This is a genomic window from Chitinophaga skermanii, from assembly GCF_003259335.1.
Classification (GTDB): domain Bacteria; phylum Bacteroidota; class Bacteroidia; order Chitinophagales; family Chitinophagaceae; genus Chitinophaga; species Chitinophaga skermanii.
Genome location: NZ_QLLL01000004.1, coordinates 174,031 through 186,776, shown reverse-complemented (window position 1 = coordinate 186,776; position 12,746 = coordinate 174,031). Strand labels below are relative to the sequence as shown.

At 43.7% G+C, this 12,746-nt stretch carries 14 protein-coding genes; 4 read left to right on the top strand and 10 right to left on the bottom strand.

Translation table 11 applies throughout. The features are described from left to right. Positions 1-10 precede the first annotated feature (10 nt). The 7 genes from LX64_RS11405 to LX64_RS11375 all read right to left on the bottom strand — a co-directional run bounded on the left by LX64_RS11405 (position 11) and on the right by LX64_RS11375 (position 5,947). Positions 11-751, bottom strand: a complete 741-nt coding sequence (locus LX64_RS11405; RefSeq protein ID WP_111597785.1) for an SDR family NAD(P)-dependent oxidoreductase — start codon at positions 749-751, stop codon at positions 11-13. Between the two features lie 362 nt (positions 752-1,113). Beyond that, entirely contained in the window at positions 1,114-1,875 is a 762-nt protein-coding gene (locus LX64_RS11400; RefSeq protein ID WP_148707285.1) for an alpha/beta hydrolase, read from the bottom strand. Positions 1,876-2,016: 141 nt separating this feature from the next. Then, positions 2,017-2,631: an SCO family protein gene (locus LX64_RS11395; RefSeq protein ID WP_111597783.1), complete on the bottom strand. Its 615-nt coding sequence runs from the start codon at positions 2,629-2,631 to the stop codon at positions 2,017-2,019. 9 nt (positions 2,632-2,640) lie between these two features. Then, the gene (locus LX64_RS11390; protein ID WP_111598140.1) at positions 2,641-3,558 is read right to left on the bottom strand and encodes a transporter; all 918 of its coding nucleotides are present in this window, start codon (positions 3,556-3,558) and stop codon (positions 2,641-2,643) included. An 11-nt stretch (positions 3,559-3,569) separates the two neighbouring features. Next, a complete protein-coding gene (locus LX64_RS11385) occupies positions 3,570-4,583 on the bottom strand; it encodes a cytochrome-c peroxidase (protein ID WP_111598139.1) in 1,014 nt (337 codons plus the stop codon). A gap of 5 nt (positions 4,584-4,588) precedes the next feature. Continuing rightward, a complete protein-coding gene (locus tag LX64_RS11380; RefSeq protein ID WP_111597782.1) occupies positions 4,589-5,392 on the bottom strand; it encodes an MbnP family protein in 804 nt (267 codons plus the stop codon). 192 nt (positions 5,393-5,584) lie between these two features. Next, a complete protein-coding gene (locus LX64_RS11375; protein ID WP_148707284.1) occupies positions 5,585-5,947 on the bottom strand; it encodes a hypothetical protein in 363 nt (120 codons plus the stop codon). A 679-nt stretch (positions 5,948-6,626) separates the two neighbouring features. Between LX64_RS11375 and LX64_RS11370 the strand changes: the two genes are divergently transcribed. Continuing rightward, the gene (locus tag LX64_RS11370; protein ID WP_158538598.1) at positions 6,627-7,430 is read left to right on the top strand and encodes an SDR family oxidoreductase; all 804 of its coding nucleotides are present in this window, start codon (positions 6,627-6,629) and stop codon (positions 7,428-7,430) included. A 51-nt stretch (positions 7,431-7,481) separates the two neighbouring features. Here the strand turns inward: LX64_RS11370 and LX64_RS11365 are convergent, their stop codons facing one another. Then, entirely contained in the window at positions 7,482-8,468 is a 987-nt protein-coding gene (locus LX64_RS11365; RefSeq protein WP_111597779.1) for a GlxA family transcriptional regulator, read from the bottom strand. Between the two features lie 188 nt (positions 8,469-8,656). On the opposite strand from LX64_RS11365, the gene LX64_RS11360 reads away from it, so the two are divergent. Further along, positions 8,657-9,160 carry a DinB family protein gene (locus LX64_RS11360; RefSeq protein ID WP_111597778.1) on the top strand — a complete coding sequence of 168 codons (504 nt, stop codon included), beginning with the start codon at positions 8,657-8,659 and terminating at the stop codon, positions 9,158-9,160. A gap of 3 nt (positions 9,161-9,163) precedes the next feature. Here the strand turns inward: LX64_RS11360 and LX64_RS11355 are convergent, their stop codons facing one another. Then, on the bottom strand, positions 9,164-9,556 hold the full coding sequence (locus LX64_RS11355) for a VOC family protein (protein ID WP_211324794.1): 393 nt from the start codon (positions 9,554-9,556) through the stop codon (positions 9,164-9,166). A 115-nt stretch (positions 9,557-9,671) separates the two neighbouring features. Here LX64_RS11355 and LX64_RS11350 point away from each other — a divergent pair, with 115 nt between their 5' ends. Both LX64_RS11350 and LX64_RS11345 read left to right on the top strand, forming a co-directional pair. After that, positions 9,672-11,579, top strand: a complete 1,908-nt coding sequence (locus LX64_RS11350; RefSeq protein WP_111597777.1) for an AAA domain-containing protein — start codon at positions 9,672-9,674, stop codon at positions 11,577-11,579. 55 nt (positions 11,580-11,634) lie between these two features. Then, a complete protein-coding gene (locus LX64_RS11345; RefSeq protein WP_111597776.1) occupies positions 11,635-12,459 on the top strand; it encodes a ThuA domain-containing protein in 825 nt (274 codons plus the stop codon). On the opposite strand, the gene LX64_RS11340 is transcribed toward LX64_RS11345, so the two are convergent. Beyond that, positions 12,460-12,744 (bottom strand): SelT/SelW/SelH family protein, encoded by a 285-nt coding sequence (locus tag LX64_RS11340; RefSeq protein ID WP_111597775.1) that lies wholly within the window; start codon positions 12,742-12,744, stop codon positions 12,460-12,462. Positions 12,745-12,746: the final 2 nt, after the last annotated feature.

Here is a 12,746-nt window from a genome sequence, read left to right as displayed (position 1 = left end):
GGAAGGAAGATTAAACATTCATACCACCGTCGACCGTTAAAGCCGCACCTGTGATATAACCACCTGCTTCGCTTGCTAAATAACTCACGAAGTTGGCGATATCTTGTGGCTTACCATATGTTGGAATGGTCATACGTGAACGAAGGAAATCGGCTAACTCGGTGTTATCGGGATTCATATCTGTATTCACGGGGCCAGGTTGTACCAAGTTCACCGTAATTTTACGGCTACCTAAATCGCGGGCTACACCTTTCGTTAGCCCAATTAATGCCGATTTAGACATGGCATATAATGCACTGTGTGTTCCCGGCACGAAATCGGCCATACAACTACCAATATTGATAATTCTACCACCATCCGCCATGTGGTTCGCTGCAAATACACTCGCCTCAAATACAGCTTTCACGTTTACATTGGAAGTACGATCAAAGTCTTCATACGTATGCTCACCAATGAGCTTACCAATGTAAATCGCCGCATTGTTCACTAAGATATCGAGCTGACCAAATTCCTGGAAAGCTTGTTGTAATGCTTTCGTGATGTCACCTTCTACGTTACTATCTGCTTTAATAGCTAATACTGTTGCTCCTTGGCTGGTTAGTTCTTTCGCCAAAGCTTCTGCCGATGCTTGCCCGTTTACATATGTAAAAGCCACCTTCGCTCCACGGTTTGCAAAATCTCTTACCATTGCCGCGCCCATACCACGGCTGCCACCTGTAACGAAGGCCACTTTGTTGCTAAAATTTTTCATGTCGTTGCAATTAAAATCATTGAATAATTGAGACACGAAAGTAGCTGCGTCTTAGATGAAAAATAAGAACGTACACAATTGTTAATCGCTAACAAACTTGTTAGTTATGTAACTGTGGAGGGTTTCAGCTTATAGCAAGTTTAATAATAGCGGGCATGTTATTTTCGATTAGATCCTAATGTGTTACTTTCTTTGCTTCTCCAAAGAAAGTAACCAAAGAAAGGAGGACCAACGGCCAAACACTGCGTGGCCGTTGGATCGGGGCTGTGATGGGGCTTTTGGAGTACTTTGGTGAAGGGCATTGGGTCGTTATTGTGGGGAGTTTGTTGTTAGTATTGGTGATAGTGTTTTGTGTTTTGTGTTTATTTCTTTTCTTGTAGGAATCTATCCATTTGGGCTAGTATTTGGCCTTTGGTGAAGGCGGGGCCGGCGTCGGAGAAGTCGGCGTGTTGGGTGTTTTGCATTTGTACGATATCCATTTTGTATTGTTGTATGTCGGCAGGTGAAGGGAATACGCCTTCATCGGCGGTGAATTCGCTGGAGCGTAAAGAGAGTAAGCGAGGGGTGGCGCTGCGGGGAACGTCCATTCTGCGGTGATCTAAGGTGATTAAGTTTTGTACGAAGTTGGGGTGTTCTTTGGCGAATAATACACTCATATCGCCACCATTTGAATGGCCTACTAGGGTGATGTTTTGCGGGTCGAGGTTTTTATATTTCTTCAAGTAATAGTCTCTTACAAACAAAATATTATCGGCTCCGCGTTGCCAGAAGGGCATGCGTACTACTTTGATCTCGCCTTCTCTTGGGATAAGAGGATCGGTAGCCAATTCGTGTTGAATGGAAATAACAAAATATCCTTTTACGGCATAATGGTAGGCTATAAACGAATAACCCATGTATGGAGAGCCTTGGTTGGCATTGTAGCCGTGGCTGATGATCATAACGGGTTGCCTTTCTTTGAAGGATTGATCGTGGTACAACATCACGGGAATTCCTCTTTTTCGTGCTTTATCGTACAGCGAATCCGATTCCACTACTAAGTCGGAAGATGACTGTGCCCAACAATCTTTTGTCATCACCATCAATAACACCAAAAGGCATGCACGTAAGCATGAAGTAAACATAACAGTAGGATTTTACTTAAAATTAAACCAGCTGGTTGAATACGCCAACGATTTTAGTGTTCTTCGGTAAGTAGATCGATTAAGGTTATATGCAAAACCCCGCTGCTGCGGGGTTCTACTGTTGTGTGCATGTATTTCCAATTATTCTTTTATCAAGATCGCAATGTCGTTAATCAACTTCTGTACACTCGTACTATCTGTTGCATTATAAAAGCCACGAATACGGCGATCTCTATCCAATAAACTCACGTATTCCGTGTGTATAAAATCGTCTTCAATTGCTGTAGGTGGGTCTTCTACAGATAGTAAATAAGACTGCCGAGCCATGGTGTATAGCGCCTCTTTATCGCCTGTTAAGAAATGCCAATTTTTGCCATAGGCATGTATGCGCTCGGCATAAGCGCGTAGCACGCTTGGTTCGTCCGTTTCGGGATCTACTGTATGCGAAAGGATAGCAAATTGTGGCTCGTTTTGATACACTTTATAAACGCGTTGTAATTGGGTATTCATCACCCTACAAATGCCAGGGCAACTGGTGAAGAAGTATTCTACAACGGTTACTTTACCGGCTACGTCTTGGTTTGTAAAGGTGTTGCCGTTTTCGTTAGTGAAGGAGAAGTTAGCAGCTACATGCTGGGGAGGCCCCACCACCGGTAAGCTCGCCTTCTTCGTCCAACTGGAGAATACAGCATAACAAACGCCCAAGGCTGTTAACAGCATGAACAGTATCGACATCCATTTGTACATTGGTTTCATACGCTTGTTTTAAAACATGAAGGCAACATGTACCATGGCGCGGTTATTGGCTTTCACATAACCATTGGCAAGATGTTGTTTACTCACAATTTGATAGCTGCCGCCGAAAGAAATGCGCTTCATGGTAATTTCTGCGCCCATGGTAGTTAGTAATATATCGCCACCACTTACATCCATTTGGAATTTCCCATCGGCATCTTGCTGGCCATTCTCGTACAATACACCAGCATTCGGGGCAATGGTCGTATTTAGCACGCGGAACTTGTAATAGGCTTGTGCGGCGCCGGTGAATTTATTGCCATAACGATATTCTTCTTTGTTGCGGGTGTTAATTTTATAGCTCGCGCTGGTATTCACACCAAAGTCTTGCAAGCGAATATCATACATCCCGTTCAACGTAAAGTCGAGGCTACCGGTGCCTAATTGAAAGGTGTTAATCACTTCCTCCATGGCACTATTCTTCGCCGGTGGTTCGTATTTGCCGGTGGGTAATTTTACGCCACCACCTAACCATAGCGATTGCACTAGCAGCTTATTCCCTACTGCATGTCGATCGTTCACCAACTGGTAATAGGCTTGGGCGCTAATATCGCCGATGCCATTCTTCGTTGTGGTGTTACCTTGGTTTATTTTCTCGTTGAAGTTATATGGTACACTGGCCATGAGGCGTACGCGGTTGTTGATTGTCCAGCCACCCCAAAGTTCGGCGGTACGGTATACTTCTTTCGTGGTCAAATAACTGGTTTGCCCGCCTGTACCGATGTGCGTATGCAAGCTATTGTAGCGGTAACGGAGACCGATTATTTTCTTATTGAAATCGGGCAAAATACCGATGTAATAACTTCCCACACCACAGCCGCAGATATCGCAGGCTTGGGCGATAAATGGGCTGGCGGATAATAGGATGATGATAACAATCTTTTTCATATCCATTGATATTATTGTTCTGCGAATAACGGGTTCTTGATGAATGATTCGTCGTTCAGTGTTTTTAGAAAATCTATCAATTGCTGTTGTGCTGCCGGCGTTAATGGGATGCCATGTTCCAATAAAGGATCAAGACCTGCTACTTCTTTTACACCATTCGCATAATGTTCCAGCACACCTTGTAGGTTGAGGAAACGACCATCGTGCATATACGGCGCCGTGTACGAGAGGTTACGCAAGCTGGGCACTTTGAACTTATAACGGTCGGCTGGATTGAGCGTAACGAGGTACCGACCTTCATCGTTATTCGGCCCTATCCCAATCCCGTTATTGCGGAAGCTTTCATCGGTAAATAAAGGTTCGCGGTGGCAAGTATTACAATGTTGTAAAAACAGCTCGTATCCTGCTTGTTCGCTGGCGGTGAAAGTGGCCCCTTCATGACGTTTTACTTGGTCGTACTTCGACTGGTCACTTACCAACATAACCATGAATTGCGATAGCGATTTTAAAAACCTTTCTTCATTGATGTCCTTTGTACCAAAAGCCTGCTCGAATAACGATGGATATGTTGGGTGCGCCCGTAGTTTCGCTAACACGTTATCCATGGTTTCGTCCATTTCAACAGGGTTGATAATGGGTGCTACCGGCTGCAAGTCTAAATCAAATACACCGCCATCCCAGAAGAAGCTCGTACGCCAAGCTAAATTCATGATCGGTGGTGAGTTTCTACTACCTAAGCGGTCGTCGATACCATGCGATACATCATGACCATGGTGTGTAAACCCGGCCGATTGTATATGACAAGTACCACAACTCACCGTATTATCACGCGATAACCGGGGTTCATAAAACAGCTTCCGCCCTAGTTCAAACTTTGCCTTCGTTATTTCATTCGTATTGAAATGGTAGGTAGCAACCGGGAAATTGGCAGGCTGTGTAAATGAAAACATTTTATCAACCACCTCTTTCGAACACGACGCCAACAAAGCAATACAGGTAATAATAAGTATAGCTTTCTTCATCATACCCATTAGTTTTCTGTGTGATCGTGCCTAAACATCCCGAAGAAATTATTCGCCACCAGCGTAGAATAAGTGCTAAACATAACGGTAGGATTATTGGCGATACTCACCTTGGTTGTATGATCAAAAAACTTAGCAATATCGATCATAAGGTGCACATTGCTTTCTCTACCTGTACGCACTTTTGCTACGCCACCGGCACGTAAATCGATGGTAATAGTTTTGATATTATTGATCGTAGGAGCGCTATAACCACCAAAGCCACCGATGTGGTAACGGAATTTATGTTGACCGCTAGGATCTACAGGCGCGGCACTAGACAGTCCTTCCATTTTGAAGAAAATATAGCCGCTGTTCCAACCCCAATACATACCATCGTCCATACCACCACCAGGAGCTAACACACCTGTTCTGCGGCTTATATCCATTGTGCTGCGTAAGCTATCTACACCAAGTACAAAACGTAGGCTGGTGTATTCGCCTTCCGGTACTTTTACTTTGGCGAAGCGCGTTAATGGGTCGGCTTCTTTGATGAGGAAATAACTGCTGTCTTGTGGTACGGTATATATAGAACCGTCGGCTTTTTGTACTTCAATATTGCTGATATAATACTGTAACAAGCTCAACGAAAACTTTTCGCCGCTACTGTTGGTATACTCGCCCGTGTTGAGTTGTAGGTTCATATTACCAACAATGTTATCGAACTCGATCGATAGCGGTGCTAGTTTGTTTTCTTGGAAGTTGGGGGTTTCATCTTTAGAACAACCCATCCATACGATACTAGCAATAAAAAGAAAAATATATGGTTTCATAATAAGTGTAGATGAATAGGCATGGCATGGCCCTTACGTTACATAGCAGCAACGTTTACAATAGGCCAAAGCATAGCCATAACGACTTTTACAGTCGAGTGAAAAAAATAAGCATAATAACTAACACCATCAGTAATCCTAACGATGCCAATTGAATCAATAAAAAAACAGGAAAAATCTTAGGTAATGGCTTTATGCAATGGGAGGTCTAAACACCGCGCCACAAAAGCCTTTCGCGGAACGTAAATCTTGGGAGAGGGTAAAATCTTGTGTGTAAGTGGGGCAAGCGTGCATAGTAAATACGGGTGGAACATCACAATAATCGATGAGGGCCGTTTTCGTACTTTCCTTTTCGCCTTGCGTGCCGGGTACTTCCGTGGCTTTGTTCAATTGTTTTTTGAGATGACATTTACCGTTACAATGCATTTGCGGCTTATTCTTGTTTTCGCACAAATTAGCTGCAATGTAGGCTTGGTTGAGGTTGTATTCGAGTAACAACAATGGCAATGCCATCATCTTCAGCGTTAGCAGCAGAAGAAAGTAACTAGCCATCATATGTTTTAACGATTTCAACATAACAACGTTGCAAAAATAGTGTGCGTTGCCCAATAATGAGCACAAATGATAAAAATCATTTTTAATAATTACCCGCTATTTACTTGAAAGCGTATGCATTATAAATTTTCCGTTGAAAGTTGCAGTCACACACATTTGTATAGAACTAATACCATAGCGGATTACAAATTGCGTATCCGCTGAAACCCTTATAAAATAATATCCGCTAATGTTAGTTTAATGTTCTTCTAATGTTATACCCCTGTTATTACAATATGGTAGATATATCCAGGATATATTTCCCATCGTATGCCCATCTTTTGACGATATATGCAGCGCAATATTTCAACTACTTGGGAATGAGTATAATAAAATATTCCTTGTTGTTAAATGAATAACGAGCTTGATTGGATTGCTTTGATGGTGAATCTATTACAAAGCAATCCGGCATAAAGCGGCATAAACCGGCACTATCCGGCACGGTGCTTTTTTACTTCGGTAGAGTGAGTTAGTTTTAAGTGTACGTTGTAAAGTACTTGTTATGCGTAACCTTTTTGCTACAGCTATTGCTTCCTCACTTACGATATGCAGCCTGCCTCGGTGGCTGCTTTTCGTTGTAGTGCAGTTGAAAAGTTTACGGCCATCTAAACTTTTGTATATTGATGGGCAAATGAGCCTTATGGAATTTTACAAAGGGAAAGTAGTATGGATTACGGGCGCTTCTTCCGGCATTGGAAAAGAACTTGCACTACAACTCGCCCACACCCAAGCTAAATTAATCTTAACAGGCCGTAACGAATTGGCCCTCGCTACGCTACAAGAACAATGCTTGGCATACACGCCTAGTTGTGCCATTCTTCCTGCCGATCTTGCGCAACCCGAATTACTGGAACCACTCGCACAACAAGCGATTAAAACCTTTGGGCATATAGATGTGCTCATAAACAACGCGGGTGTTACCCAGCGCGATTCGGCAGAGAATACGCAACCACAAGTCATTCGGCAACTCATGGAAATTAATTTCTTTAGTCCTGTTTTATTAACGAAGGCTTTGTTACCGCATTTCCGGGCGCGTGGAGGTGGTGCAGTGGCGGTGGTAGGTAGTATGGCCGGCTTAATGGGGTTCCCTTACCGTACATCGTATTCCGCGGCTAAACATGCATTAAAAGGTTTCTTCGAAACGTTACAAGTAGAGCACATGCTGCCGAACTTTCATATTACCATTGTTAGTCCCGGCCGTATTCAAACCCCCATCTCCCTGCGGGCACTCACGGGCGATGGACAAGCATACAACAAGATGAACGACGGCCAACTACATGGCATTCCTGTAGAGATATGTGCACGGAAAATTATAAACGGTATTGCCAAGCATCGCAAACATGTAATAGTAGCACGACAAGAACGCATTTTATGGCTTATGCGTAAATGGTGTACCCCGTTATACTATTACGTAGCACGGAAAGCAGGTAAAGCAGATGCATAAAAAAAGCAAGACGTACGCCTTGCTCTTTCTATATATTTGATATATCAATTTTTAACCAATTACCTGTTGAATTTCGCGGTTATATTTATTGCGGTATTCAATCGGTGATAAACCTGTTGTTTTCTTAAATACAGTACGGAAGGCTTTGGTGTCGTTATAACCAACATTGTACATTACCTCGTTCACATTATCGCGGGATGATTCCAAACTTTTTTTAGCGTACTCGATTTTCACACGTTGAATATATTCTAATACAGTATTAGAAGTAGCTTTCTTGAAACGACGTTCAAAGTTTCTTCTACCAATAGCAAACTGTGCGGCCAATTGATCCACCGTTATTCTATTGGCATAGTTCTGCTCGATGAACTCTTGTGCTTTGATGATCGGTTCATCATCATGTTCTTTCTGGCCTTGGAAGATCATGAAAGGTGCTTGGCTATCGCGTTCAATTTCAATTTGGAAAATCTTTGCACACATAACAGCTACCTCGCGGCCGGCATACTTTTCAACAATGTACAATACTAGGTTGAGGTAAGAATAAGCACCACCGCTAGAATAGATACCGTCTTGGTCGATGATGATTTTATCATCTGCCAATTCAATTTGAGGGTAGGTTTTCTTGAACAGCTCTGCCGCATACCAATGGGTAGCGCACTTTTTACCATCCAACAAACCTGTAGAAGCTAGCAAGAAAGCACCTACACACAGGCTGGCTACTTCTGCTCCCATATTATACTGCTCCACAATCCAAGGAACAAAGGCTTGGTTAATGGCAGTACCCTCGCGCAAATCGCCACGGATGGCGGGCACTAGGATAATATCGGTTTTATTCACTTCGTCCAACACCTTTTCAGGATATACAGCAAACAAACCATCTTGTAATGCTGTTTTCTTAGAAAGTCCCACGAGTTCTACTTGGAACGCAGGTGGACGTTTCATCTGCGCTAAAAGGTTATTCACTTCCGTGAATACTTTGTGAGAACCTTCAATGCTACCTAAAATAGCATCATTGAGGACCAGGATAGATATGTGCTTCATGCTTTAAAGTTATAAATAATTAGCCGTATTTCCGGACTAAAAAAGTCGGATTTACACCCGGCCTATTTCGAACAACCATCGTAGGTTTGTATGGTGCCAAATTCAATCTCCTAGCACAATTCAGCAAACGTTGATACATCAACTAAATACATGTACCAACATCTATTTTTCACAGTAACTTAATAAACATGGAAAACGACACCCTGGTACAACTCATCCAAAAAAACACCGATGCATACATTGCGGCCTTGTCTTCTTTCGATGCCCAAACATTCAATAAAGCACCGGGTCCAAAAATTTGGACGGCCGGGCAATTAGCAGAACATTTACATTTATCGGAAAGTGGCATCCCGAATGTGCTGGAAGATACCGTAGAACACACCGATCGTAATCCCAGCAAAAAGTTCGATGCTATCGACGCTGTGTTCCTCGATTATTCACAAAAGTTCCAAGCTCCCAAAAGTATTACACCCGGTAACGGCCCGTATGAACAGCAACACATGATCGACCAAGCCAAGGCCGATCGGCAGCGACTTATGCACTTGGCGCGAAATCTCGATTTGGCCAAGCTATGCACGTCGGTACCCTTTCCAGGCATGGGCGAGTTTACCCGCTTAGAATGGTTACATTTTATGCTGTCGCATGCTACGCGGCATACCAAACAATTAAAGGATATTAAGGCAGCTATATAGCTACTACTGCTCTTGGTAGATCATAATTAGGTTACCCACCGTGTCTTCCAACTCGGTAATAATAACAGCACCCGCCTCTGTAGGCTCTTTCGCGAATATTACACCCAGCTTCTTCATACGGTCATATTCAGCATAAATATCCTCTACCATGAAAGCGGTAAAGGGTATGCGTGCCGTGAATAAAGCTTGCTGGTAGGTTTGCGCGGCGGGGAAATGTGCAGGTTCTAATAACAATTCAATTTCGCTGGGGCCCCCGGGGGCCTTCACCGTTAGCCAACGGCCATCGCCCATGGGTATATCTTTGTGCAATTGGAAGCCTAATACTTGGGTATAAAACTGTAAGGCCTTCTCCTGGTCGTTAACAATAACGCTCGTTAGTTTAATCGTCAAGCTCATGGTTTATAGATTGGCTGTTTTGAAAGTATATATTAAACGTATAAGTTATGAAAAAGATGTATGCAAGCCATGTTAAAATTGTAATAAACATCGTACCCTTTCATAACTTTGCAGGATGGATTATTTTAAAAAGCTACAGGAACTTTTAAAAATAGAGCAGGAAGAGGATAAAAAGCAATATGAAGAGCTATCACGGAATGCCAGCACAAACGAGCGTAGAGCCAACGGTTTAACCTGGTATCCCATTGCTATAAAAGATACGGAAATTGGTCGTGGCGATTACATTACAGTGGAAGTAGAGCGTACTACCCACCAGGACATTGTACACCAATTACGCCCCGGGGTATCGGCCGCCCTTTTCTCTAATTTCGATCCGAAAGTAGACCGGGTAGAAGGCACTATCACTTGGCAAAGCGGCAACCGCTTGAAACTCGCCCTCCGTTCTGATGAGCTGCCCGACTGGGCACGCGATGGCAAGCTAGGCATCGATCTACTATTCGACGATAATAGTTACGACGAAATGAATGCTGCCTTGAAACAAGCCATTACCGCCAGCGAGAAAACAACGACCAATCACCTGGTCCAAGTTTTAACAGGTGAAAAAGCCCCTACTTTCCACGATTCCCTCGCGGTACCCAGCTTCCCGATGCTAAATGAAAGCCAGGAAGCAGCCGTGCAAAAGATATTACGAGCCAACGAAGTAGCCGTGGTTCACGGCCCTCCAGGTACCGGTAAAACTACGACCCTTGTGCAAGCTATTAAAGCCATGGTACAACAAGAGGGTGGCAAAATATTGGTGGTGGCGCCCAGCAACGCGGCGGTAGACCTTTTAAGTGAACGCTTAGCTACGGCTGGTCTTAATGTGTTACGCGTAGGTAACCCCGCCAAGGTAACAGAACGGTTAATGTCGCTTACTTTGGATGCGAAAATTACCACGCATGCCAGCATGAAGGAAATAAAAGCCCTGAAACGCCAAGCCAGCGAGTTCCGCGACATGGCACATAAATACAAACGCAACTTCGGATTTTCCGAACGCGAACAGCGCAAGGCTTTATTTGCCGAAGCGCGGAAAATTATGCAATCGGTAGAACAAACGGAACAATACATCGTAGACGACCTCGTGAGTAAAGCGCAGGTGATTACAGCTACACTGGTAGGTTCCAACCACTACACGGTGCGTAATCAACAATACAAAGCCGTGGTGATAGATGAAGCAGGCCAATCGTTAGAACCGGCTGCATGGATTCCTATTCTTAAAACGGGGAAAGTAATTTTCGCGGGCGACCATTGTCAATTGGCACCTACCGTTAAATCACAAGAAGCAGCGAAAGCAGGCTTAAGCACCACGTTAATGGAAAAGGTGATAGCTAAACACTCGCAAGCAGTGGCTTTGTTAGCAGAACAATACCGTATGCATGCTACCATCATGGGTTACTCATCCGCTTCGTTCTACGATTCACAATTGAAAGCACATGCCAGCGTGGCGAATCATTTACTATTTGCCGATGACACGCCGCTTTCGTACGTGGATACAGCCGGTTGTGGGTTCGACGAACAGTTAGAAGGCACCAGTACGGTTAATCCCGAAGAAGCGGCCTTCCTATTCAAACACCTTTCCCAGTTTGTAGATACGCTTACCACGCATTACAACAAGCAAGACTTCCCTTCTATCGCCATCATTTCCCCTTACAAACAACAAGTGGAATTACTGAAAGAACAATTGCGCAACAGCGCGCACCTGCAAGCCTTCGGCGATAAAATTAATGTGAATACGATCGATAGTTTCCAAGGACAAGAACGCGATATTGTGTACATCAGTATGACGCGTAGCAACAACGATCAAAGTATCGGTTTCTTATCGGATATAAGAAGAATGAACGTAGCCATGACACGGGCGAGGAAGAAACTCGTGGTAATTGGCGATAGCGCTACTTTATCTCAACTACCTTTTTACGAAGGCTTTATTGCATATGCTGAAAATAACGAGGCTTATAAGAGTGCTTGGGAGTTTATGGACAATTAAGCGAGTTATGATATTTTAAAAAAAGTGTGTACTTTTTTCGCTTAATTCCACACCAATGACCAAATTCAATTTTCTCATCGCTTGCTTTATGTTGCTGCTGGCTAACGGCTATGCACAAACGAAGCAGCCCAAGTTTAAAGTGCTCGCCTTCTTTACAGGCAAGAGCGATTTAGCACACATTTCCTTTGTGAAAGAATCGCACGATTGGTTCTTCAAACAAGCTGCCAACAACGGTTTCCAGTACGACACGACCAGTAATTGGAACAAGATGAACAACGATACATTGTCGAAATACAATGTAGTTGTATTCTTAGATACCCGCCCTCCCAAAGCCGAACAGCGAGCAGCTTTCGAACAATATATGGAGCATGGCGGTGCATGGATCGGGTTCCATTTTTCGGCATTTGCATTAACACCGTCGGCTTTCCCGCAGGACTGGGATTGGTATCATGAAAAGTTCCTGGGATCGGGTCAATACGGTAGTAATACATGGCGACCAACGAGCGCTATTTTACGTGTTGAAGATAAAAAGCATCCTGTTACAAAGGGTTTGCCTACTACCTTCAAAGCATCGCCGAACGAATGGTACCGCTGGGAACATGATTTACGGAAGAACAAGGATATTAAAATCTTGTTGGCTGTAGATAGTAGTAGTTTCCCATTAGGTACGGGTCCTAAGCAGCATGAAATCTGGCACAGTGGCTACTACCCTGTTGCATGGACGAATACGAAATATAGGATGATCTATGTGAATATGGGTCATAATGATATGGATTATGAAGGCGGCACCAATGCTACCCTTTCACATACATTCGATAATGATGTTCAGAACAAGCTCATTTTACAATCCTTGCTGTGGCTAGGCAAAGGCAAGAAATAATTACTCACTTTTTTTATCGGAATGGCCCAAACTTTTCCCGGGATGAACGATGTCGCGCACTAATTGCTTCAACTCTTTAATCTCGGGGAAACGGCCTTCCCGCTTACGATCGAAAATTACTTCATCGTTGATTAAGATGCTATAGCGGCCTGCTACATCTGCGGGTTTCAATGTTACCCCTTCTACATCTTCTTCAAAAGTCGTTAATAACTCCTGTGCCATGTAAGCGGCACGTAACAACCAGCCACATTTTGGGCAATAGTAAATAGTAACCAGTGGTTTCATAT

What these genes read in the sequence shown, in the direction of transcription:
- LX64_RS11405 (WP_111597785.1), bottom strand. Translation starts at nt 751, where the DNA reads ATGAAAAATTTTAGCAACAAAGTGGCCTTCGTTACAGGTGGCAGCCGT.
- LX64_RS11400 (WP_148707285.1), bottom strand. Translation starts at nt 1,875, where the DNA reads ATGTTTACTTCATGCTTACGTGCATGCCTTTTGGTGTTATTGATGGTG.
- LX64_RS11395 (WP_111597783.1), bottom strand. Translation starts at nt 2,631, where the DNA reads ATGAAACCAATGTACAAATGGATGTCGATACTGTTCATGCTGTTAACA.
- LX64_RS11390 (WP_111598140.1), bottom strand. Translation starts at nt 3,558, where the DNA reads ATGAAAAAGATTGTTATCATCATCCTATTATCCGCCAGCCCATTTATC.
- LX64_RS11385 (WP_111598139.1), bottom strand. Translation starts at nt 4,583, where the DNA reads ATGATGAAGAAAGCTATACTTATTATTACCTGTATTGCTTTGTTGGCG.
- LX64_RS11380 (WP_111597782.1), bottom strand. Translation starts at nt 5,392, where the DNA reads ATGAAACCATATATTTTTCTTTTTATTGCTAGTATCGTATGGATGGGT.
- LX64_RS11375 (WP_148707284.1), bottom strand. Translation starts at nt 5,947, where the DNA reads ATGATGGCTAGTTACTTTCTTCTGCTGCTAACGCTGAAGATGATGGCA.
- LX64_RS11370 (WP_158538598.1), top strand. Translation starts at nt 6,627, where the DNA reads ATGGAATTTTACAAAGGGAAAGTAGTATGGATTACGGGCGCTTCTTCC.
- LX64_RS11365 (WP_111597779.1), bottom strand. Translation starts at nt 8,468, where the DNA reads ATGAAGCACATATCTATCCTGGTCCTCAATGATGCTATTTTAGGTAGC.
- LX64_RS11360 (WP_111597778.1), top strand. Translation starts at nt 8,657, where the DNA reads ATGGAAAACGACACCCTGGTACAACTCATCCAAAAAAACACCGATGCA.
- LX64_RS11355 (WP_211324794.1), bottom strand. Translation starts at nt 9,556, where the DNA reads ATGAGCTTGACGATTAAACTAACGAGCGTTATTGTTAACGACCAGGAG.
- LX64_RS11350 (WP_111597777.1), top strand. Translation starts at nt 9,672, where the DNA reads ATGGATTATTTTAAAAAGCTACAGGAACTTTTAAAAATAGAGCAGGAA.
- LX64_RS11345 (WP_111597776.1), top strand. Translation starts at nt 11,635, where the DNA reads ATGACCAAATTCAATTTTCTCATCGCTTGCTTTATGTTGCTGCTGGCT.
- LX64_RS11340 (WP_111597775.1), bottom strand. Translation starts at nt 12,744, where the DNA reads ATGAAACCACTGGTTACTATTTACTATTGCCCAAAATGTGGCTGGTTG.